A 22,768-nucleotide genomic window follows, 5' to 3' on the forward strand; every position below is an offset into this window, starting at 1 on the left:
CTCAGCCGCGCCCTTCGATGATCCGCACCACGTCAAGCGATTGGAGGTCGAAGAGGGTAGCGTAGAGCTGACTGGACGGGTCTGCGAGCTGGCGGGACCATTCATCGGCGGCGCGGGCCAAGGCGGGGCCTTCGAAGTCCGCGAGCCTCATCAGCCCGGCGGCTTCCGCTGCGGCAAAGGGGCGTAGGTTACGGGCGTGGAGGTCCTCGGCGAAGAAGAGCTCATAGACGAATGCGTTAAGGAGGCTTTCTGGGCGGGGACGGTCGGCGCCCGCGCACAAAGCGGCGGCCAAGATCTGCATTAGTCGTACGCTGCCTGGAGCCGCTTTAGGGATTGGAAAATTCTCCAATGCGTCTGGCTGGACTTCGTAAAATCCGCCCTGCTTTGTTGCAAATATCTGCCGCGAAACATAATTGCTAACACTGGAATTTAACACGGAGGCCAAAAATTCTGCCGCATCCGTGCGCAAAAAATAGCTCGTGTTTCCAAGAAAAAATCCATCGCGATCAATGGCAAATGTTGGCTCGCTCGAAATTTTCGTAGATATGAGCTTGGCCCCCTCAAATGAATCCCAATACGAGCACGAGCGAAGCTCCCAAAAATAACGTCCCTTATCATCTCTCCGAATCAGCTGGTTGCGCAGATCGCCATGCGTAAAGCGACGATAGATTGACGGCCATGATTGACGAAATTTAACCTCTGCCTCATCATCTGGCAGCCCGCTCCAAGCATGATTCACATTCGCAGATGACTCTATCTTGATTAGCCATTTACCATCTGCCTCAAATTTCCAGCGCTTGATTTCACGTCCGCCAACATATGGAACGATTATATCTGCCGACTTCGGGTGATACTCGATAATTTCTGCTCTCTCATTGTCATTTATTACAAATGCACTGTTTAACCCTGTCGTGATTCCGCGCGTGACCTTTCCGAGAATGTGATTTCGTAGAGAATTTCCTGCGGCACGAATTCGCGCGAAAAGCTTGCGCTCTGCTTGCGGCTCCAACTGCCATCCGCTTGCTGCGAGTTCTGCCTGAGGCATGTCGAACGCCTCTGCGGCGAACCGATCGGGGAAGGCCTTCACGGCCTCCTTCGCATCCTCGCTGTCAGCCGGCGTCCAATTCAGCGAGCGGATCATCTCCTTCGGCGCGGGTTTGGCAGGCGTTTTCCGACGCGTGCCGACCAGAATGGTGGGGTAGGCGATTGCCTCGAACACAGGCGCATCGCCGAAATCGACGATCTTCAGGATGCGCGCATGGGTGCTCAACCAAGCGCGCAGACCCTTGCCGTAGCTCGCGCGGTACCACTTGTTAGAGGTAATGAAGGCCAGCGCGCCCTCGGGCTTCAGGAGCCGCAGCGCGCGCTCGTAGAAGTAGACGTAGATGTCTGCCGTGCCGATGAAGGTCTCGTAGTCAAGCTTCAGCTGGGCCTTGCTGACGACCGGCCTGCCGTTGATCTGGAACGCCTCGATCTTCTCATGACGGATATAGGGCGGGTTGGCGAAGGCGACGTCGAACCACCCCTCGCCGCCCGCGGCGTCCAGCCCGAACATCCATTCGCCGTCAAAGAACGGGGCAAAGGCGTTGGGGTCGAAGGGGTCCCAGGCGGCCAGCTTCGCGGCATCGTCGCCGGAGAAGGCGTGATCCCGCGTCACCTCCTCCGCGATCTCCTTGCGCAACGACTGGATCTTCTTCTGCTCCGCCCGCTTGGCCCTGCCGCTGGCCGCGGCGAAGAAGGCGCGATTCGCCTCGCGCAGCGCGCGTTGCTTCACCCTCAGCGTCTCCGTCACCAGCCCCGCCTGCCCTTTGCGGTGCAGCGGCGTCAGCGTATTGGCCGCGACGAACTTGGCTTCCAGGTTAGGCAGCGGCGTGATGCCGCGATTGGGACGGGCATCATCCACGCGCTGCTCCACCGCGAGGCTGATGAAGCAGCGCAGCTTCGCGATCTGCACGGCGATGGGCTGGATATCCACGCCATGTAGGCAGCGCTCGATCAGAAACAGCTTGCGGGTGTAGTCGGGGTAGTGGCCGCTGGCGAATTTGGCGTCGAACTCCGCTAGCGCCGCCGTGGCGCGTTCGATCTCGGCCGCACGCTCGGCCGGCAAGGACACGTTCTCTGCCTCCACCAGGCGCCGCTCGTAGTAGAGCCGGTTGCGCGCCTTCCACTTCTCCCCGCCTGGGTCCAGCAGGTCGAGCATGTGGACCAGCTTCTGCAGCAGGCCGAGCGGGAAGGCGCCGGACCCGACCGCGGGGTCGATCGCCTTCATGCTCTCGATGGCCGCGATCAGCGCGTCCACCTGGGCAGGGGTGAAATCGTGGCTGCGGCTGGCGAAGCTGAGCAGGGCGCGCAGCCGGGCCTCATCATCGCCCGATGGCGCGGGCGCTGGCTCGGCGCGGCGCTCCAGTGGAAGCTCGCCTGGCGCCGGGCCGAGGTCCAGCGGCTCAGCGCGTGGGCGGCCTGGCTTCAGGTCAAGTTCGCGCGGCAGCTTCGGCAACAGCCAAGCGACCAGCGCCTCATCCACCATGAAGTCCACGACTTCGCGCGGGGTGTAGAAGCTGCCGGACTTGTTGCGTGCCGTTGTCCGCGTATCCTCGTTGTAGGAGGCGAGCAGGTTCTCGAACACCTTGCCGAGCAGCTCGGGGTCGAGTGCGGCTTCCTCCTCCAGTGGCGTGTTTTCTTCGACCGTGAACTTGTAGCGCTGGAAGAGGTCGATCAGCCCCGGCACGGTACGCGGTGCTTTGGCCTTCTCGAACCATTTGGAGAGATCTACGCCTTTGGCGCCGCCGAAGAACAACGCGTTAGGCAGCCGCGGCTGCTTGTCTGGCTGGTCCGAAAAGCCGTCGATACGGAGGATGAGGCGGCCACGTTCCCGTTCAGCGAGCTCCTTGCGCGGGTCGTCAGCCGCAATCTCGACATCCAGGCATTCAAAGAGACCGCCGTTGAGGAACGGCACGTGGGAGAAGTTGTCGAGCGCCTTCTCTGGCTCGCGGAACAGCGCCCGATGACGGAAGACGTGGTGCCCCAGGTAGTCTGGCGATTGGCCACCCTCATCCTCCCGCCAGCGACGTTCGGACATCTCGGTGTTGAGCGTCGCGAAGAACAGGTTCTGCAGGATGGCCAGGTAGTAGCCATGGCCTTCGGGCGTCGCAGCCGGCGGCTCGTTGAGCAGCTTCGCCAGCCCCGTCGGGTCGAAGAGGTCCTCCGGAACGAGCCCCTTTTCCTTGATGAACCAAACGAACATGAGCCGCGTGAGCAGCCGGATCAGCGCGATCTCTTTGGCCCCGGAGCCGTTGCCCTGGCCTTTGGGGAACGAGAGGAGCCCATCGTTGCTGCTAGCCCAGGCGAACCAGTCCGCCAGCTCCTCATAGAACCGCTTGTTGAGTTCCGCCGCTGACAGCGTCTCGAGCCAGAGGTCGTAGAGGGCACGAAAATCCGCCGGCGCCTTGCGGCGAGCGAGTGCCGCCAGCGACAGGTCTGCGAGGATCTCCACATGCGCGCGATGCGGGGCGGTTAGGTCAACGTCCTTGACCAAGCTGATCCGGCCGCCCACGACGTCGCGTGATGCATCGCGCAGGTTCGCACGACGATCGATCACCGCCAGCGTCGCGTGCATGCCATGTCTGAACAGCAGGATCACGGGCATGGAGAAGTCGCGGTTGAGCAAGCGCACGATGGCCACAAGCTGCCGCCGCGACCATGGTTGGTCGTCCAGCTCAATTGCAAGGAAGAGGAAGCTGTCGATCGCGCCGCGCTGAAAGGCGTTGGCCGTCGTCGGATCGCCGCCACGCGACAGTGCCGGCAATTCGTCACCGGTGAGCTGGAACAGGAAATGGACGGCGCGCCAGCGATCGAGCGTCTCAAATCGCGCCATATCGACGCCCAAGGCGGCGAGGAAATCGGCTGGACGGGTGGGTGTATCGAGGGTCTTTGGGCTCCTGTAGCCTAGCGCACTGAGCAGCGCCCGACCGGAGGCGGCGAGATCGGCGCCTGCTAGGTTACGAATCGCCTGCCGGACGGCGGCCAAGTGCTCGGAAGTGTGGCTCATGTGCCTTCAGTCCCGTCACGCACGATCAGCCAAGTGATGAGGTCGTAATCGAGATTGGCGCGAGCTTGCGCCACTTGGTCCGGGACCCGGGCACCGCGCTGGCCTGTCAGCGCGGCCAGTGTGCGGGTTGCGGAGGTCTCACCGATCGAAGCCACGGCTGCATGGATCAGAGCGTCGTACCGTTCCATCTTCTGTCCATGATCTGTCTCTTGATCGAAGGCGGCGCAAAGCGCCTCGAATGGCTCACCGTGCCCGAGACAGAGGGCGCGATAGGCTTCGAGAATCGGCTTCGGTTGGCCGAAGCCGAGGCGAACCGAGCCGTCGTCACGGACGTGGACGAGGTAATGGGGATCCAGGGGGTTGATCCTTGCCTGATCCGGGCTCGGTTCGGCGGGGCGTCGGCGGAGACAGAAGATGACGCCAGGATCGACGGTACCACCCTTCACCTGATTAGGAACGACGGCGCTCAGACCGAGCGGCGCCGCGCGAAGCGCCGTTTCGTTTGCGCGAGCGAAGCCGCGGAGGTCAGCGCGAAAATCGTCCAGGGCAAAGTCGGCCAGCGTGACACCGCCGCCCGTCTCTTCCAGGTCGAATACTTCGTCCTTCAGACGAAGTAGTTGCTCGTCGCGCCACCGCGAATCGCCATCGGCCTCGGTGCCCCCATTGAGCAGGTCGTCGTCGCCGGTCGCCGAAAGGTCGACCAGCGCCATGCGTGCCTCCACCCTGTCCTTCAGGCGGAGGTACTTGTTCAGGTCGTCGGTGGGCCAGAAGTTGACCATGCGGACGGTCGCATTCCGGCTGCCTATCCGATCGATCCGCCCGAAGCGTTGGATCAGTCGGACCGGATTCCAGTGAATGTCCACGTTCACCAGCAGGTCTGCATCCTGAAGATTCTGCCCTTCAGAGATGCAGTCTGTAGCGATCAATAGGTCGATTTCGCCGCCCGTATCTGCGCCGCGCAGCAGCGCGCGGCGCTTCGCCCGCGGGGCGAAGTTCACGAGGATGTCCTGGAAGCGTGCCTTGCCGAAAGTGGCTTTGCACCCGTCTCCTGTCACTAGTGCCGCGTGCAGTCCGCAATCGCGCGCGACCGGCGCTAGCTGGTCGTAGAGGTAGCGGGCCGTGTCGCTGAAGGCGGTGAAAAGAATGACCTTGCGGTTGGCTTCGCCATCGCGGTTGACGGTGGGCTCCGATGCCTTTGAGCGAACGATTTCCTCAAGGCGGTGGAGCTTTGCATCGCGAGGGGGCGTGACCTTGCGAGCTTCGGCAGCGAGCGAGGCGATACGCTCGCGGTCACGAAGCAGAGCTGCCTTCCACATTGCCCTGTCGACGTGCGCGAGATTGTACTTCAGCGCCGCGCCAACTTCGAAAGCCTCCTCGAGATCTTCGTCGAGCTCGACGTCATCAGGGGGAGGCGACGTGATCGCCGCGCTTGACTCGAACTCGTCGAGATCGCGAAGCCGCTGATCGACGCGCGCGACCATGCGTTCCATGGTTCTACGGAAGGAGCTTATCGAGCTTTCAAGCCGCTTGAGGAAGCCAACCTTCATCATGGCGATGAGGTATTTCTCGCGGTTGTTCTGATCGAAATTGCCACCCTTGTCATAAAGCGCGCGGTGTTCAGGCAGAACAAAGGTCAGCGGGCTGTAGAGTGCGAGTTCCAGCTTGCTAATGGCAGCGTCCACGTCCTCGAACGCTGGGAAGCCGCCCTCGCGGTCTATTGCGACAAAGGCAGATTCAGGCGAGGCCCGCTTGGGGAAGCCGCCAATGCGCGCCATGGAAGAGGCGTAGTGCCGTTCGATGTGCCGGCGGGAGCGGGCGATGGTGAGGCCGTCCAGCAGTCCGAACAGAGCGGGAGGCAACTTGTTCAGGAGTTCATCGGCATCGCGGCTGCCGCTCTTCGTCCAGTCGAGGAAGCGCCGCCGCGCTGTGCCGATCAGCGTGCCGAGGTTAGGAACACCTAGGGCGGCGAACGCGTCCCCCCTATCGGCAGAGATCAGATCGAGCTGAGCCTTGAGATCGCTCAAGTCATTGTTCACCGGGGTGGCAGAGAGGAGCAACACCTTGGTTCTCACGCCGGACTTGATGATGTCATCCATCAGCCGCTCGTAGCGGCTCCGGCGCCCGCCTGGGCTCCTATTCCTGGAGCCGCTTCGGAAGTTGTGCGACTCGTCGAGAACGACCAGGTCGTAATTTCCCCACTCGATCCGCGAAAGATCGATATCGCCCACTTTACCGGTGTCTCGCGAGAGATCGGTATGAGACAGGACAGTGTAGCCGAACCTGTCGTCACGCAGGGAATTTAGCTCGCTATTGTTCGCTGCGAGATGATCCGTCCAGTTCTCGCGCAGCTTCTTCGGACAGAGTACGAGAACATTTTTGTTCCTTTTTTCGAACCATTTGATGACGGCGAGCGCGGTGAACGTCTTTCCAAGCCCGATGCTATCGGCGAGGACGCAGCCGCCATGCCTTTCGATTTTCGCGAGCACGGCGCGGAGGCCGTCGCGCTGGAAGTCGAACAACATTTGCCAGATGGCCGTCTGCTCAAACGCCGTTCCTTTGAAGAGTGCATCCTCTGCCTCGCGGTCGAGCAGACTGTCACCGAAGAGGTGGAGGAGCGTCTTGAAGTAGACGAACTCCGGCGACGCATGGGCATAGCTCGCCTCCAACGCACGCAGGACTTCGTCCCGGACGTCCTCGGTCAGGTTCGCGTCGGCCCAGAGTTCATCGAACCACGCCAACAGGTCTTCGCGGTCGCGATCGCTGTCCACGATGAGGTTGAGTTCCAGGTTTGGCGAACTGCCAAGACCGAGGCCGTTGATGGTGAAGTTCGAACTGCCGACCAACGCGTGCGGACGGCGACCGTCATCGATATGGAGCAACTTGCCGTGCAGGAGGCCGGCGCGCCTGACCGACTTGATCTCGACCCGCTGCTTGATCCATTGCGCACAGCGAAGGGCCGCGGCGCGCTGCCTGATTTGCTCCGTGAGGCGCAAGCCTTCCTCGTCAAGGGCGAAGGCAGGCGGGATGAGGCCAGCGTTGTCGGCATCTTTGAGGAAGCGCGGCTCGCCGAAGAGAAACCGCATATGGCGGACTTGGTCCAGCGTCTTGTGGAGCCGCTCGTACGCAAAAATAGTGAAATATGCCGAAACCACCGACAAACTACTATCAGGGACTGCGCGTTCTGAAATGAACTCGTGAACAGCTCCCCGGCTACGGTTATCCCTGATACCTGACTTGGCCGTTCTCACGCGCGATCCTTATTCAATTCGGCTGGCGTTCCAAGAACAATAGCGTAGCCTCGGACCAAGTGTTCCCGGAAGGGGTGGCATCCCCCAGCCAGAGCCAGAGAGGATGCCAAGTGCCGGGAATGGTGCCCATAGGCGGGTCTGTTGTCATGTGTTCCGGCGCCCGAAAGGATGGGCCGATGGGCTATGCAGGGCTGAGGCTTGCGCGCTGCTTCTCCCAGGCCAGAGGAAATCCAGCGAGAAGACGGGGCAGATCCAGGCCGGGCGCCTGCCGCCCATCCAGGATCGCCTCGACGATGTCCGGCGCCAGCAGCGTCAGCCGCAGCACGCGCGACACGTACGATGCATTGATCTTCTCGGCGGCGGCCAGCTCGTTGATCGTGGCGAAGCGCCCGGACTCCAGCATGCGCCGCCACCGGAACGCGCGCGCGACCGCCTTGATCAGCGTGACGTCCTGCCGGCGCTCCAGCGCCAGCACGCCGGGCCTGACCATCGCCTTCCGCCCGCCCCGCGGCTTCACCTGAAGCGGGATGACGATCGTGAGGGTCTGCACCGCGTCGCTCACGCGGCTCCCCTCCCGGCCGCGGGCGTCTGGGCGGCGAGGTCCCGCACTAGGCTGCCGAGCCCGTCGAGCCGCAGCCGCACCGCGGCGCCCTCGGCCCGGACGTCGACCCGGTCCACCAGCAGCCGCACGATGCGCGCCCGCTCGGCGGGGAAGAGCTCGTCCCAGAGCGGCTCGATCCGCTCCATGGCCAGCAGCACCTCCTGCTCCGTCACGTCCGGCGCCGTCGCGCATGCCGCCCGCCACGTGCCGACTACCATCTCAGGCTGCCGCAACAGCGCGCGCACCTGCGCGATGACCGCCGTCTCGATCTCGCCGGCCGGAAGGCGCGCGATCGCCGGCCGCTCGGTCGCGCCGCCCTTCAGCACCGCCTGGCTGACATAGTAGCGGTACATCTGGCCGCCCCGGCCGCGGCTGTGGCTGGGCGACATGGCGCGTCCCTCGCTGTCGAAGATCAGTCCCCGCAGGAGCGGCGCCGTGGTGTTCCGCGTCCGGTTGACCCGCACCCGCGGGCTGACCTGCAGGACGGCGTGCACCGCGTCCCACTGCGCCTGCGTGACGATGGCGTCGTGCTCGCCGGGATAGGGCGTGCCCTTGTGCACCGCCTCGCCGAGGTACACGCGGTTGCTGAGGATCCGATAGACGTCGCTCTTGGTGAGCGGTCGCCCGCGCTTCGTCGTCGCGCCCTCGGCGCGCAGCACCTGCACCAGCTTCGTGCAGGACTCGGTTTCGACGAAGCCCTGGAAGATCCGCCTGACCAGCGCCGCCTCGGCTTCGTTCACCACCAGTTTCCGCTCGCGGACGTCGTAGCCGAGCGGCACGTAGCCACCCATCCACATGCCACGCTTGCGCGAGGCCGCCACCTTGTCGCGAATGCGCTCGCCAATGACCTCTCTTTCAAATTGAGCAAAGCTGAGGAGGATGTTCAGCGTCAGCCGCCCCATGCTGGTGGTGGTGTTGAAGCTCTGCGTCACCGACACGAACGTCACCTGGTTCGCGTCGAACACCTCGACCAGCTTGGTGAAGTCGACCAACGAGCGGGAGAGGCGATCGATCTTGTAGACCACCACCACGTCGACCAGCCCCTCCTGGATGTCGGCGACCAGCCGCTTCAGGGCGGGGCGTTCGAGGGTACCGCCCGAGATGCCGCCGTCGTCGTAGCTTTCGCGCACCAGCACCCAGCCCTCGGCGCGCTGGCTGGCGATGAACGCCTCGCAGGCTTCACGCTGCGCGTCGAGGGAATTGAACTCCATGTCGAGGCCTTCCTCGCTCGACTTCCGTGTATAGACCGCGCAGCGGAGCTTCCGCACGCTCGCCGGCATCGCGCCGGTCGGCTTCGTGTCGCGCTTCATGCCGCGCTCCGGCTCGGGCGCAGCCCGAAGAATACGCGCCCGTTCCAGCGGGTGCCCGTGATCGCGCGGGCGATGGCGGAGAGCGACTGGTAGGGCTGCCCCTGGTATTCGTAGCCGGCGCGCGTGACGGTCACCACGTACTCGACGCCCTGGTACTCGCGGATCAGCTGCGTGCCGGCGATCGGCTTGTCATCGCCGCGCATGCGGCGGACGGTGACCTTCCCGCCGTCGAGCTGCTCGCCGAGCGCCTCGAGGCGGGCCAGCGTCTCGGGCTTCAGGCCGCCATAGGCGAGCTCCTGGATCCTGTAGGCGAGCCGGCTTTCCAGGAAGCGCCGATTGTAGGGCGGCGGCTCGGTGCCGAAGAGCTCGCGCCACTGCTGCTTCAACGTCGGCGTGGCGGCGGTCTTCAGCGCGCCGAGCCGGCCCAGCACATCGGCGGCCGGGATGGCGGGGGCGGTGAACGCCGGCGTCGCAGCCGGCTTCGATTTCTTCGTGCGCGTCATGCGTTTCTCCGGTTGGTCCGGTTCGCATGCAGGCGCTGCGTGGCCGCGAAGTGTAGCGGCCGCTCTCCGCGGTCCGCGGCGCCGCGCGCTGCTTCCTCGGCAGCGCGGCTGCGCAGCCGCAGCAGGCCGCGGGCGAGAAGGTCGCACACCTCGCGGAGGTGGGGCGGGAGATGCTGGTTGAGGGGCTGGGCGGCGAGGCGGGCCATACCCCGCTGCTGCCAGATGAGCGACCGCCCGTGCAATGCACTGATTGCAGTGGGCGCGCAGCCCTCACATCCCGACCTGGCGCCCGAGCCAGATCACCCGCCCGATGACGTGGATCGCGTCCGGCTGGATGTCGCTGAAGGTCGGGTAGAATTCCCTGTTGTCCGAGATCACGCTGATCCGCCCGTTGGTCGGATTCACCGCGACGCGCTTCACCTGCAACCCGCCATCGGTGCGGATCACGTAGATCCCGTCCTTCTGGCCCGGCCGCTGCTGCCCCATGTCGACCAGCACCGAATCGCCCTGGCGCAGCGTCGGCTCCATCGAATCGCCGTCGACCGTCAGCACCACGAGATCGCCGATGTTCCCGCGCGCCGCACGACGCAGCCAGTCCACCCGGAACGCAATGCGGTAGGAGGGCGGCGCGTCCTCGGCCTCAAGGCCCGGGCCCGCGGAAACCATGTCGTCGTAGACCGGCAGCATGGCGAATCGGTCACCGCCGATCTGGACGATCTCCGGCATCGCGCGCGCCCGTCCCCCGGCCGCTGTCGAACCCGCCTCCAGGTAGCCGAGGATCACCGGAATCTCGTGGGCTCGCATCGGCCGCTTGCCCGCCAGCAGCCGGCTTATGGTGCTGTTGTCGACGCCCATCGCCGCGGCCAGGCCCTTCTGCGACTTGCCGGGCTGGGCGAGCCCTTCCCGGATCTGCTCGATCGTCAGCATGGCGATTCGGCGCGCCGCATCGGTCCGCATGCGGCTCTGGCTGTCGGCATGGAGGGGCTCCCACCTGGATTCGCCCCGGCTGTCCATGGGGAAAGCTGTGGATACCGGGGATAGTGTTGCGTAATCCGCAATGTGGAGTGGGTCAACCACGTCAAACGCAAATAGTGCATTGTGGCGTGCGCGGAGGACGATCTACCTATCCGCCATGCCCCCGGTTGAACCCGCCGCCACCGTCCTTGCCCGCTTCGGCGGCGCAGGCCCGCTCGCCCGGTTGCTTCGCCTCGACCGCAGCGCCGTGCATCGCTGGGCGCTGCCCAAGCACCGTGGCGGCAGCGGCGGGCTGATCCCCGCGCGCCACCACCAGCGCCTGCTCGCGCTGGCCGCCGCGCAGGGCATCGCGCTCAGCCCTGCCGACCTTGTCGGCACGCCCACGGCCATCGGCGATCCGCCCCGCGCCGGGGCCGACGACGGATAGCCCCGCTCCGTCCTTCCGCTTCTTCCCGCCCGACCCGTCCCCGCCCTTCACGGAGCATCGCTGCATGCTGTCCGAACGGTTGCCTGTTCCCGAAATCCAGCTCGCCGCGGCCGTCATCCACCGCGCGCTCGAGGACGCCGCCACCCCCGATGCGCGCCTCGCCCGCCCGCGGATGATCGACACGCCGCAGGGCCCGCGCCGCACCTTCACGCCTGGCCTCAAGCCGCAGGAGCGGGAGGAGGCGGTGCGCTTCCTGCTGGATGGCGCGCCCAACTGGCGCCAGGCGCGCGACGCCTGGTGCGAGATCGCCGACCTCTGCCCGCTGCGGCTGCGGCGCAGCGCCCTCGCACGCATCCCGCATTCCGCCATGCCGGCGGACCTCCGCCGCGCGCTACGGATCCCGGAGCCGACGCCAGCCCCGGCCATCGCCGATGGCGCCTCCATGGTCCCCGCCACGCCCATGCAGGAGGCCGCGTGATCATGGACACGCGCTCCAACCGTCCGACCCTGGACGCCCTGCGTCACCTGCCGGTGGGCGAGGTGATCGCCCTGCCGGCCGAGCATCTCGCGTTGCTCCAGTCCGATGCCCGCGAGGCGCTGGACGCGGCCAAGCGCACCCTCGACTGGATCGAAGGCGCCATCGCGCTCCGCTACGAACAGCGCGCGGTCGGCGCCCGCGCCGCGGCGGGCAAGGACACCGGCATCGTCCGCTTCGAGGACGGCACCGTCGAGGTCTCCGTTGAACTGCCCAAGCGGGTGGAATGGGACCAGCGGCGCCTCGCCGCGCTGGTGGAGCAGATCCGCGCCGGCGGCGAGGACCCGGGCGAGTATGTCGAGCTCACCTTCAAGGTCTCGGAGCGCGCCTATGCCGCCTGGCCCGAGCGCATCCGCGGCGCCTTCGAGCCGGCGCGCACGGTGCGGACCGGAAAGCCCAGCTACCGCCTCACCATCCTGAACGACGTCGCCCTGCGCGACAGCCCGCACGGGCCGGGCATCCGCCCTGCCATCGGAGGGCCGCGCTGATGGCACTCCGCATCGTCACCGCCGACGAGCGCCTGTCGCGCGCGGCCAACAAGACCACGATCGCGCTGTTCGGGCCGACCGGCGTCGGCAAGACGACGCAGCTGAAGCGCCTGGCGCCCAGCGAGACGGTCTGCATCGACCTCGAGGCCGGGATGAAGTCCGTCCAGGACTGGCCCGGCGACAGCATCCCCGTCCGCTGCTTCGAGGACATGGTGGTGCTCGCCTCGCTGGTCGGTGGCTCGAACCCCGCCGCGGCGCCAGAGGCGTTCTTCTCGCAGCAGCACTACACGCACTTCGCCGGCCTGCATCCCGAGCTGGTCGCGCTGCTCGCCAGCAAGTCCATCGTCTTCCTGGACAGCATCACCGACCTGACGCGGCAGGCGATGGCCTGGGCCAAGAAGCAGCCCGAGGCCTTCTCCGAAAAGACCGGCAAGCCCGATGTTCGCGGCGCCTACGGCCTGATGGCGCGCGAGGTGATCGGGCTGCTGAAGCACCTGCAGCACGCGCCCGGCAAGACCACGATCATGGTCGGCATCCTCGAGAAGCACACCGACGAGTTCGGCAAGGTCACCTGGCAGCCGCAGATGGAGGGCGGCAAGGCCGGCCGCGAGCTCCCCGGCATCGTCGACCAGGTGATCTCGATGTCGCTCTTTGCGCGCGAGGAGGACGGCACGCTGCGCCACGACCCCGAGCGCGGCACCGAGCGGCGCTTCGTGTGCCGCGCCGGCAATCGGTTTGGGCTGCCGGCGAAGGATCGCTCCGGCCGGCTCGACGAGACCGAGCCCGCCGACCTCGCCGCGCTGCTCCGCAAGATCAACGCCCCCGCCGCGCCCATCGCCTGAGCCGAGAGGAGACCTCGATGTACGACATGAACGATGCCGAGCTGCCGCGCAGCTCCGATCTGATCCCCGATGGCACCTTCGCGAAGGTGACGATGGTGATCCGCCCCGGCGGGCTCGATGGCCAGGGCGAGGTGGATCGCGGGCTGCTGAAGGCCTCGCGCAGCGGTGGCGACACCAAGATGATCGACGCCGAGTTCACGGTGCTGGTCGGCCCGCATGCCAAGAGGAAGTTCTGGCAGAACTTCACCGTCGCGGGCGGGAAGGTCGACGAGCACGGCGTCTCCATCGCCTGGAAGATCTCGAAGGGGACCTTCCGCGCGATGATCGACAGCGCGCTCGGCCTCGATCCGCAGGACATGAGCGAGGCGGCCAAGGCCAAGCGTGTGCTGCGTGGGCTGGCCGATCTCTCCGGCATCACCTTCGCCGCCAAGATCAAGGTCGAGGCATCGACGAACGCCGAGTATGGCGACCAGAACAGGCTCGACCGGGTCGTGCTGCCGGGCGAGCCCGAATACGCGCGCATCATGGCCGGCGAGGTGGTGCCGCCGTCGCCCTCCACGCATCGGACGCCGCGCCCCGCCTCCGCACCCTCTGCGGCGGCGCCCGCCTGGGCCAGCACGGGCGTACCCCGGGCGCCGGTGACCGCCGCCCCGGCATGGGCCGCCCCTTCCGCCGCGCCGCCCGCGCCGCCCGCGGCTGCGCCGCCGCAGGCACCGCTCGCCAACGGTCCGGCTTGGCTGAACGGCTAATGGCGGCATGGCCCGACGACGCTGGAGCCGGCCACGGGAGGTCCGCGCTGCCGCCGCGAAGCCGATGCCGCTGCCGGGCTGCAGGCCGGAGGACCAGGTTCGTCGCCTGGTCTGCGCCCTGTGCAGCCGCGAGGCGAAGGGCTTCGGCTACGTGCACGAGATGCGGCTCGGCGAGTTCCCGCACCACCGGTTCTGCAGCATGGCCTGCTGCGACGCCGGTGGCGCGCTCGCGCGGAGATCGAATGGCGTGATCGACAAGACGCAGATGGAGGCGCGCGCGATCAAGGAGGCGCGGCGGCCGCTCGCCGAGGTGCTGGTCGAGCTGCAGCTCATGGCGCCGTTCCACAACCGCAGCGCGGCGGAGATCGACCGCATCATCGAGGCCTGCGTCGACGGCTTCCAGGCCTCGATGCAGCGCCAGGCAGCCGAGCGCGATCCGCTCGACGACCCCATTCCCTTCTGAGGTGACGGTGCTGCTCGACCTGAACCACGGCTCCGGTGCTGTCTATGGGCGGGGCGATGCGCCGCCGAGCGACGCCGCCGCCATCACCGCACGCATCAACAGGCACATCGATGCTGCCCTGCTCGCGCGCCAGCGGCAGCAGATGCCGCGCGACTATCTCGGTGGCAGCCGCGTTGGCGAGCCTTGCGGACGCAAGCTGGTCTACGAGATCACCCACACGCCGAAGGATCGCGACTTCGATGCCGGCATCCTCCGCGTCTTCGACGCCGGGCACCAGTTCGAGGCGCTCTCCATCCGCTGGCTGCGCCTAGCCGGCTTCGACCTGCGCGATCGTGGCGCAGATGGCGGGCAGTTCGGGTTCGCAGCCGCCGGTGGAAAGCTTCGTGGCCATGCCGATGGCGTTATCGTCGCCGGGCCAGATGTTGGCATCCGCTGGCCTTCCCTCTGGGAGCACAAGGCGCTTGGCCAGAAGTCCTGGACCGACCTGGTCAAGCGCGGGCTGCGCCTGTCGAAGCCGATCTATTTCGCGCAGGTGCAGCTCTACATGGCCTACCTCCAGCTCGAGGTAGCCCTGCTGACCGCGCTTAACCGCGACACGCTGGCGCTGCATCATGAGGCCGTGCCGTTCGATGCGGGCGAGGCGCAGCGGTTGTCCGACCACGCCGTCGAGATCCTTCGAGCTGCCGAGGCGGGCGAGCTGCCGCCGCGCATCGCCCAGGCCGCCGACTTCTTCCTTTGCCGCCTCTGCCCCTACGCCACGCGCTGCTGGGAGGCGCCGGCATGAGCATCACCCCGTCACCGCAGCAGGCCGCCGCCATCGCCAGCATCGTCGACTGGTATCGGACGCGCCGCACCCAGCAGCAGGTGTTCCGGCTCTTCGGCTACGCCGGCACGGGAAAGAGCACGATCACCGCGGCGGCGATCGAAGCACTCGGCCTCGACCCCATGGCGCGCGACGGCGACACCGCAGGCGGCGTGCTGTTCGCGGCCTTCACCGGCAAGGCGGCGCTGGTGATGACCCGCAAGGGCACGCCCGCCTCGACCATCCACTCCTTCATCTACCGCGTCTCGGAGGCGACGCCGGAGGAGATCGCTCGTGTCGAGAAGGAGCTGTTCGACCTCCAGCGCGATCTGCGCCGCATGGGCCCTGCCGAGCGCGCCTTTGCGGAGACGCAGATCAGCAAGCTGCAGCTGCGTCTCGCCGACATCCACAAGCCCTCCTTCCTGCTGAACGAACAGTCGCGCGTGCGGGACGCCGCGCTGGTCGTGCTGGACGAGGTCTCCATGGTCGGGCCAGAGATGGCGGCCGACCTGCTCGCCTTCGGTAAGCCGATCCTCGTGCTCGGCGATCCCGGGCAGCTGCCACCGATCAAGGGCGCCGGCGCCTTCACCGAAGCGCCACCCGACGTGATGCTGACCGAGATCCACCGCCAGGCCGGTGAGAGCGCGATCATCCGGCTCGCCACCATGGCGCGGCAGGGGATCGAGATCCCGCCCGGCGGGCATGACGAGCATGTCTGGAAGCTGCCGCGCAACGCCGTCGACGCGGCCCAGATGCTGCGCGGCGGCCAGGTCATCTGCGGCCGGAACAGCACCAGGCTGTGGCTGAACGGCGCCATGAAGGCCGCGGCCGGCTTTCCGGCCACCTATCCGGAGGGCCGCAGCGAAAAGATTATCTGCCTCAAGAACCGGCATGACCTCGGCCTGGTCAACGGCATGTTCGTCAACCTCACCGACATCGAGGATGACGGCCCTCTTTCCTTCCGTGCCAGCGTTACGACGGAGGATGGCCTCGCGATCGCCGGCCGGCATCGCTTCTACAAGGGGCACTACGACGACCACGTTCGACTGCAGCCGGATCGCGCGCGGCAGGATTGGCGTGAGCTCCGCGGCCTGATCGAGACCTCCTGGGGCTACGCGATCACCTGCCACAAGGCGCAGGGCAGCCAGTGGGAAAATGTCGTCGTCTATGACGACGGCCTCTCCCGTACCCCCGAGGACCGCGGCCGCTGGCTCTACACCGCGATCACGCGCGCCGAGCGCGGGCTGGTGCTGCTTGATTGACCTGAATGACGCGGGCGCAGCGCCGGCGCGCTACGACCTCGAGGCCATTGTCCAGCGCCTGCGTGACACGGCCCCTGCCTGGGTGCCGGGCATGTTCCCGAACGGCCGGCGGCAGGGCGACGAATGGCGGCTGGCGAACATCCACGGCGCGCCGCCGCGGCAGTCGGGCTCCTGCGTCATCATGCTGCGCGGCGAGCACGCCGGCGACTGGCACGACTTCGACGGCGGCGACGGCGGTGGGCCGCTCTCGACGCTGGCGCATGGCACAGGGCTGGCGGATCGGGCGCTGTTCGCGCACGCGGCGGGGATGACCGGCTGGGCCGGCGAAGGCCCTCCGCGCCAGGAGCCGCCGCCCCCGCCGAAGGCCGAGCGCGACGCCTCCCGCGACATCGCCTTCATCCTGGAGCATGCGCAGCCGATCCAGGGCACGGCGGCGGAGCGCTACCTGCTCGGCCGCGGGCTCTCCGTGTCGGACGGCGCGGACCTGCTCTTCCACCCCGACTTAGCGAACTTCGAGACCCGCGCCGGCTATCCGGCGATGGTCGCGCTGGTCCGCAACCTCGCCGGCGAGGTGGTGGCGGTGCACCGGACCTACCTTCGGGAGGATGGCGAGGCGGTCCGGAAGGCCGACATCCCGAAGCCGCGCATGGTGCTTGGCCGGAGCGGCGGCGGCACGGTACGGCTGGCCCCGCTCGGCCCACATGGCGTGCTCGGCCTCTGCGAGGGCATCGAAACCGGGCTCTCGGCGATGCTGGCCTGTCCCGGGCTGCCAGTCTGGGCCGCGCTCTCCACCACCGGCCTCGAGCAGGCGCTGCTCCCGCCCGAGGCCAGACGCGTTGTCATCCTCGCCGACCACGATCCGTCGGGTGCGGGCATGCGTGCCGCGGAGGCCGCCGCCGCGAAGTTTCGCCTCGAGGGTCGCGAGGTCTCCATCGCCCTGCCTCCATGCGAGGGCGACGACTTCAACGACATGCTGCGGCGCGACGGGGCGGAGGCGATCGCTGCGCTGGTGGATCAGGCGATGCGCAGCGCCGCTCCCGAGCGGCCGCCCCAGGAGCCCGAGACGGGCCGGCACCTGCCCATTGGCTTCGTGGAGCCGGCACATCCGCTCCCGACCGCCCGCGCCGACGAGGGCAATCTCGACCGCGCCACCGCCCGCGCCTGGGGCCTGGTGCTGTCCGCCAACCGCTCGCCCTGGCTGTTCCGTCTCGGCGGCGAGCCATCCTGGGTCGTGCCCGACGATGACGGCCGGCCCGTCGCCGTCACCGTGCGCGAGGAGCGCCTGCGCCACATGCTGGCGAAGCTCGCCGACTGGCGAAAGGCGAACGCCAAGGGCGACCTCGTGCCCACCCCGCCGCCGACAGGCTTGGTGAAGTCGCTCGTCGCCACGCCTGACCCGGCGCTGCCAGTGCTGGCCGGAATCGTCACGGCGCCTGTGCTCGGTCGCGGCGGCGTGCTGCTCACCGAGCCCGGCTACCACCCCGACGCCCGGCTGCTCTATCGCCCGCCGCCGGGCTTCCTGCTGCCGCCAGTGCCGGAGCGGCCGACGCCAACCGAGATTGCGGCTGCGCGCAACCTCCTCCTCGACGATCTGCTCGGCGACTTCCCCTTCACTGGCGAGGCGGAGCGCGCCCATGCGCTCGCGCTCCTGCTGCTTGGCTTCATACGGCCGATGATCGACGCGCCCACACCGCTGCACATGATCGAGAAGCCCACGCCCGGCACCGGCGCGACGCTCATGGTGGACGCCATCGCCACCATCCTCACCGGCGCCGGCGCATCCGTGATGACGGAGGGGCGCGACGAGGACGAATGGCGCAAGCGTCTCACCGCAAAGCTGCGCCAGCTGCCAACGCTGCTCCTGATCGATAACCTCCGCCAGGAACTCGACAGCTCCGCCCTTGCCGCGGCCCTGACCGCTCCGGTCTGGGAGGACCGCGTGCTCGGCGCCTCGGACATGGTCCGCCTGCCGGTGCGCTGCGCCTGGGTCGCTACGGGCAACAACCCGGCCGTCTCGCACGAGATCGCCCGCCGCCTCGTCCGCATCCGCCTCGACGCCCGCACCGACCAGCCGTGGCGGCGCGATGGCTTCCGGCATCCCGACCTCATGGTCTGGGTCCGCGCCCAGCGCGGACGGCTGGTCGCGGCCTGCCTCACGCTCTGCCGCGCCTGGATCGCCGCTGGTCGTCCGCGCGCGGCCCGCAGCCTGGGCAGCTTCGAGGTTTGGAGCCAGACCCTGGGCGGCATCCTGCAGGTCGCGGGCGTCGCGGGCTTCCTGGAGAACCTCGACGAGGTGATCGCCGCCTCCGACAGCGAGGGCGGTGCATGGCGCGCCTTCATCCAGCTCTGGTGGGACCGCTTCGGTAGCGCCGAGGTCAGCGTCAGCGATCTGCTCGGCCTGGCGCAGAGCGCCGAGGCCAGCCTGCCGATCAGCGCGAAGAACGAGCATGGCCTGAAGGTCTCGCTCGGGGCGGCCTTCACCAAGCTGCGCGACCGCGCCTTCCGCATCAGCGACCGGCTGATCCACCTCCGCCAGGGGAAGGTGCTGCACAATTCGCAACGCTGGCGCCTCGAACCCGCTGCAGAGAAGCCCGTGCATGGGGGTCTTGGGGGTCTTGTGGGGATCTCACGCGGCGAGACCCCCATCGGTTCAGGCCAGGAATTCCGCGGGGTTGACGGGTCTTGGGGGTCTTGGGGGACTTTTTCCAACCCCTACGCACATGCGCGCGCGCACATGCGTGAGGAAGAAGCCGGAAAAGACCCCCAAGATCCCCAAGACCCCCAAAGCCCAGGAAATACCTGCGTTTCCGCCGAGGGGTCTTTGAACCAGAGACCCCCACAGACCCCCATGCCGCCTCCATGGCTCGAAGGGGTGCCGTAATGCGCCGCCCGCACAGCACCGGGCCGCCCGCGAGGGGACCATCCCGGAAAGCCGGGCAGCGACGGCGAGCTCCGCCAAGAACCGCGCCGTCGCCGCCCTCACCACGACGATCCCCTCTCGGAGACCCCATGGCTCTCGCGACTCTCCCCATGCCCGCGGCGCACGCAAGCGGGCCGCCGCTCACTGCCCCGCCGCCCGTCGCCCTGCGGCATCACGCCGTCCTGGCCCTCGACCTCGGCACCACCACCGGCTGGGCGCTGCGCGGCCAGGACGGCGGCATCACCTCGGGCACCATCTCCTTCAAGCCGAGCCGCTTCGAGGGTGGCGGGATGCGCTACCTCCGCTTCCGCAGCTGGCTGACGGAAATGGCCGGCCTTGCCAGCGGCCTTTCCCGCATCGCCTTCGAGGAAGTCCGCGCCCACGCCGGCACCGACGCCGCGCACCTCTATGGCGGCTTCCTGGCCCACCTCTCCGCCTGGTGCGAGGAACGCGGCATCGCCTACGAGGGCGTGCCGGTCGGGACCATCAAGCGCTTCGCGACCGGCCGCGGCAACGCCGACAAGGCGGCGATGATCGCAGCGATCCAGGCGCGCGGCTTCGCGCCGGTCGACGACAACGAGGCCGACGCCATCGCCATCCTGCTCTGGCTCACCGACGCACAGGGAGGCCGCGCATGAGCCTGCCCGGCGCACCCATCCTGGCGCGCAGTCCGATCGGGCGGCTGCGCACCCCGACCAGCGAGCCCGAGCTCAACGCCATGCGCGCCGCTGCTTGGCACCGGCACGGCGTCGCCGCAATCCCGGTCGACGACATCACCGATCCCTGGCTGCGCCAGGCCATCACCAACGAGGCCAACCGCCGCTGGGGGCGGCGCAACGGAGGCAACGCCCATGGCCGGTAAGCGGAAGGCGAAGCGCACGACGCCGCCGCGCGAGGATCTCTCCAAGCCCTCGAAGTGGCGGTTGCAGCACGGCGGCTTCGACGAGGCTGTCCGCAGCACGGATCCGGATACGGGCACGCCCATCCTGCACCGTCGCGCCGTCGACAGTCTGGGCGTGCTGCTCGCCAATGGCAGCATCACGCCGCAGATGCACGAGGCAGGCGAGATCTTCCGCGCCGTGTTCCAGCGTGCGGCGCTCGATCGCGTGCGGACCATGCCGATGATCCGCATCCCCGGCGGCAAGGCAGACCTGCTCTCCGAGAGCCAGACCGTCGCACGCGAGCGCGTGGCCCGCGCGATGACGCATCTTGGCGGCTTCGGCAGCCCATCCGGCAGCATCGCCTGGTACGTGCTTGGCCTCGAGCACAGCGTGCGCGACTGGGCACTGCGCCAGGGGTGGAACGGGCGCCCGGTCACGCCCGCGCTCGCCCACGGGATCCTGCTCGGGACTCTCGGTATCCTCAGCGCACATTTCGGGCTGACGCCACCTGCGCATGCTGCGGTCGGCGCAACAACGTCGGCGCTTCAGAACGGTGGTGCTGCAAAATCTGCACAGCCTCAATGAGTGCATTGCTCGGTGTGATCTCGCCGTGCTTGTCTGCCGTCACTGGCGAGGCATGCGTCTCGCTGGTGCGGTGGCTCACCAGCCACAGCGTCGCTCGATCGAGACAGTGGCTCGCGAGCCGCAGGGTCCTTCCTGGCCCTGCTGTATGCGGGGGGCGGAAGCGCGCAACATCGCTAGCGCCCGGCCCGAAACATGGTTCGCAGTTCGCACCCTTCGGCCCTGATCTCAATCGCTTAGCTGCGAACCGTGGCAGCATTGGTTCGCAAGCGGAGCCGGGTCTTTCGCCAAGTCGAAGCCGTCGTGCGGAAGTCGTCCTTTCGCTACTGGCGTCGCGAAGTTATCCTCCCACTGCCGGGCAATGTTCCACTTGGCGAGAGGACACGCCTGCCTGACCAGCGGGCGAACTCAACCCGTGACGGTGGGGAGCCCACGCAGCCTGGAGCTTGCAGCGCGAGGCATTGTTTCGCCGAAAAGCTCCACTCGGCACGACCGCTTGGTCAGCGGCTCCGGCCGGACGACCTGGGCATGTCGGCGAAAACTGCCCGTCTCACCTTCTGCATCGTAGTCCCGACGCTGGACACCGTTACTGCCGACGGCAGCGCCGGCGTGCTGCTCCCACCCTAGTCCCGGATGGCCCTATGACGCTCCCCTGGATGGCAGCGAAGATCCTGCTGCGCCCGGTGGCGGAGCTGCGCGCGCACTCCGGCAACGCGCGCGTGCACGGTGCCGCGCAGATCGAGCAGATCAAGGCCAGCATGCTGGCCTTCGGCTTCACCAACCCGCTGCTGGTGGACGAGGCCGGCGTGCTGATCGCCGGTCACGGCCGGCTCGAGGCCGCGGTGGCGCTCGGCATCGAGAAAGTGCCGACCATCTTGCTGCGGCACCTCTCCGCGGCGCAGAAGGAGGCGCTGCGTCTCGCCGACAACCGCATCGCGGAGAACGCGACCTGGGACCAGGCGCTGCTGCGCGACGCGCTCGCTGCGGTGCAGGCGGCGCCGGACCTCGACCTCGGGACGCTTGGCTTCTCGGCCGCGGAGCTCGACGACATCCTCGCGGCGGCTGGAGATGCCGTGTCCGACGGCGACGCGCCCGAGGCCCTGTCGGCGCCCGCGGTCCACGGGGGCGGGGACGGCGCGGCGGAGACAGAGGCTGCGGCGGAGGATGATCCGGCCGATGCCGAACCGGATCCGCCGCGCCAGGCCGTCACTCGCCCGAGCGACCTCTGGTTGCTCGGCGAGCACCGGGTGCTCTGCGGCGACAGCACCGACGCCGCATCGGTGGCGCGCGTCATGGGCGCGGACCGCGCGGCGCTGCTCTTCACCAGCCCGCCCTACGGGAACCAGCGCGACTACACCACCGGCGGCGTCTCGGATTGGGATGGCCTGATGCAGGGCGTGTTCCAGCATCTCGACCGGGTCGCGCGCAGAGACGCGCAGCTGCTCGTGAACCTCGGCCTGATCCACCGCGACAGCGAGTGGCAGCCCTATTGGGCCGGCTGGCTCGAATGGATGCGCGCGCAGGGCTGGCGCCGCTTCGGCCTGTACGCCTGGGACCAGGGGCCCGGCCTGCCCGGCGACTGGAACGGGCGGCTCGCGCCAGCCTTCGAGCTGGTCTTCCACTTCAATCGCGAGCCGCGCCGGCCAAACAAGATCATCCCCTGCCGATGGGCCGGGCACGTCAACTCCGAGAAGGGCGGGCTGCGCGCCAAGGACGGGACGGTCGGGGAATGGCAGCACGCCGGCCAGGGCGTGCAGGAGACCCGGATCCCGGACAGCGTGCTCCGCATCACCCGGCACAAGGCGCGCGGCATCGAGACCGAGCACCCGGCGGTGTTCCCGGTCGCGCTGCCCGAGTTCCTGATGCGCGCCTACGCCGACGAGGGCGATGTCGTGTTCGAGCCCTTCGCTGGCGCCGGCACGTCCATCATCGCGGGTCAGCGGACTGGGCGCCGCGTCCGCGCCATCGAGTTCGCGCCGGCCTATGTCGACTTGGCGATCGCCCGCTGGCGAATGATGCATCCCGATCTGCCGGTGACGCTGGCGGACGACGGGCGTGACTACGACGCCGTTGCTGCAGCGCGGATGGAGGTCACCGCCAGTGCAGCCTGATCTCGTCGTCTCCGCAGTACC

General features: G+C 67.7%; 19 protein-coding genes. 13 read left to right on the forward strand and 6 right to left on the reverse strand.

Annotation, left to right across the window (positions count from 1 at the left end; all coding sequences use genetic code 11):
- Position 1: 1 nt before the first annotated feature.
- The 6 genes from FHS88_RS15015 to FHS88_RS15040 all read right to left on the reverse strand — a co-directional run bounded on the left by FHS88_RS15015 (position 2) and on the right by FHS88_RS15040 (position 10,637).
- Entirely contained in the window at positions 2–4,048 is a 4,047-nt protein-coding gene (locus FHS88_RS15015) for an Eco57I restriction-modification methylase domain-containing protein (protein WP_184486239.1), read from the reverse strand.
- Complete coding sequence (locus FHS88_RS15020; protein WP_338146597.1) at positions 4,045–7,200, reverse strand: helicase-related protein; 3,156 nt, start codon at positions 7,198–7,200, stop codon at positions 4,045–4,047. The genes FHS88_RS15015 and FHS88_RS15020 overlap by 4 nt, the downstream gene beginning before the upstream one ends.
- 277 nt (positions 7,201–7,477) lie before the next feature.
- Positions 7,478–7,858 (reverse strand): hypothetical protein, encoded by a 381-nt coding sequence (locus FHS88_RS15025; RefSeq protein WP_184486243.1) that lies wholly within the window; start codon positions 7,856–7,858, stop codon positions 7,478–7,480.
- Complete coding sequence (locus FHS88_RS15030) at positions 7,855–9,207, reverse strand: recombinase family protein (RefSeq protein WP_184486244.1); 1,353 nt, start codon at positions 9,205–9,207, stop codon at positions 7,855–7,857. The genes FHS88_RS15025 and FHS88_RS15030 overlap by 4 nt, the downstream gene beginning before the upstream one ends.
- Complete coding sequence (locus FHS88_RS15035; protein ID WP_211842404.1) at positions 9,204–9,710, reverse strand: DUF2924 domain-containing protein; 507 nt, start codon at positions 9,708–9,710, stop codon at positions 9,204–9,206. Before FHS88_RS15035 ends, FHS88_RS15030 begins: the two co-directional genes overlap by 4 nt.
- 270 nt (positions 9,711–9,980) lie before the next feature.
- A complete protein-coding gene (locus FHS88_RS15040; RefSeq protein ID WP_184486306.1) occupies positions 9,981–10,637 on the reverse strand; it encodes a LexA family transcriptional regulator in 657 nt (218 codons plus the stop codon).
- A gap of 205 nt (positions 10,638–10,842) precedes the next feature.
- Between FHS88_RS15040 and FHS88_RS15045 the strand changes: the two genes are divergently transcribed.
- From FHS88_RS15045 to FHS88_RS15105, 13 genes are all read left to right on the forward strand, one after another.
- The gene (locus FHS88_RS15045; RefSeq protein ID WP_184486246.1) at positions 10,843–11,112 is read left to right on the forward strand and encodes a carph-isopro domain-containing protein; all 270 of its coding nucleotides are present in this window, start codon (positions 10,843–10,845) and stop codon (positions 11,110–11,112) included.
- Positions 11,113–11,176: 64 nt separating this feature from the next.
- Complete coding sequence (locus FHS88_RS15050) at positions 11,177–11,590, forward strand: hypothetical protein (RefSeq protein WP_184486247.1); 414 nt, start codon at positions 11,177–11,179, stop codon at positions 11,588–11,590.
- 2 nt (positions 11,591–11,592) lie between these two features.
- Positions 11,593–12,135, forward strand: coding sequence for a hypothetical protein (locus FHS88_RS15055; RefSeq protein WP_184486248.1), 543 nt, complete (start codon positions 11,593–11,595; stop codon positions 12,133–12,135).
- Positions 12,135–12,977, forward strand: coding sequence for an ATP-binding protein (locus FHS88_RS15060; protein WP_184486249.1), 843 nt, complete (start codon positions 12,135–12,137; stop codon positions 12,975–12,977). Before FHS88_RS15055 ends, FHS88_RS15060 begins: the two co-directional genes overlap by 1 nt.
- A 17-nt stretch (positions 12,978–12,994) precedes the next feature.
- Entirely contained in the window at positions 12,995–13,726 is a 732-nt protein-coding gene (locus tag FHS88_RS15065; protein WP_184486250.1) for a hypothetical protein, read from the forward strand.
- A gap of 7 nt (positions 13,727–13,733) precedes the next feature.
- A complete protein-coding gene (locus tag FHS88_RS15070; RefSeq protein WP_246419989.1) occupies positions 13,734–14,189 on the forward strand; it encodes a DUF6511 domain-containing protein in 456 nt (151 codons plus the stop codon).
- A 1-nt stretch (position 14,190) separates the two neighbouring features.
- Complete coding sequence (locus FHS88_RS15075) at positions 14,191–14,973, forward strand: hypothetical protein (RefSeq protein WP_211842405.1); 783 nt, start codon at positions 14,191–14,193, stop codon at positions 14,971–14,973.
- Entirely contained in the window at positions 14,970–16,253 is a 1,284-nt protein-coding gene (locus FHS88_RS15080) for an ATP-dependent DNA helicase (protein ID WP_184486251.1), read from the forward strand. The genes FHS88_RS15075 and FHS88_RS15080 overlap by 4 nt, the downstream gene beginning before the upstream one ends.
- Entirely contained in the window at positions 16,246–19,134 is a 2,889-nt protein-coding gene (locus FHS88_RS15085) for a DUF7146 domain-containing protein (protein WP_184486252.1), read from the forward strand. Before FHS88_RS15080 ends, FHS88_RS15085 begins: the two co-directional genes overlap by 8 nt.
- Before the next feature lie 149 nt (positions 19,135–19,283).
- Positions 19,284–19,811: a crossover junction endodeoxyribonuclease RuvC gene (locus FHS88_RS15090; RefSeq protein ID WP_246419990.1), complete on the forward strand. Its 528-nt coding sequence runs from the start codon at positions 19,284–19,286 to the stop codon at positions 19,809–19,811.
- Positions 19,808–20,035, forward strand: coding sequence for a hypothetical protein (locus tag FHS88_RS15095; RefSeq protein WP_184486254.1), 228 nt, complete (start codon positions 19,808–19,810; stop codon positions 20,033–20,035). The genes FHS88_RS15090 and FHS88_RS15095 overlap by 4 nt, the downstream gene beginning before the upstream one ends.
- Complete coding sequence (locus FHS88_RS15100) at positions 20,025–20,639, forward strand: hypothetical protein (RefSeq protein WP_184486255.1); 615 nt, start codon at positions 20,025–20,027, stop codon at positions 20,637–20,639. The genes FHS88_RS15095 and FHS88_RS15100 overlap by 11 nt, the downstream gene beginning before the upstream one ends.
- Positions 20,640–21,277: 638 nt before the next feature.
- The gene (locus tag FHS88_RS15105; RefSeq protein WP_184486256.1) at positions 21,278–22,747 is read left to right on the forward strand and encodes a site-specific DNA-methyltransferase; all 1,470 of its coding nucleotides are present in this window, start codon (positions 21,278–21,280) and stop codon (positions 22,745–22,747) included.
- Positions 22,748–22,768 lie beyond the last annotated feature (21 nt).

Origin of the sequence: Neoroseomonas alkaliterrae (genome assembly GCF_014199195.1) — a bacterium.
GTDB classification, from domain to species: domain Bacteria; phylum Pseudomonadota; class Alphaproteobacteria; order Acetobacterales; family Acetobacteraceae; genus Neoroseomonas; species Neoroseomonas alkaliterrae.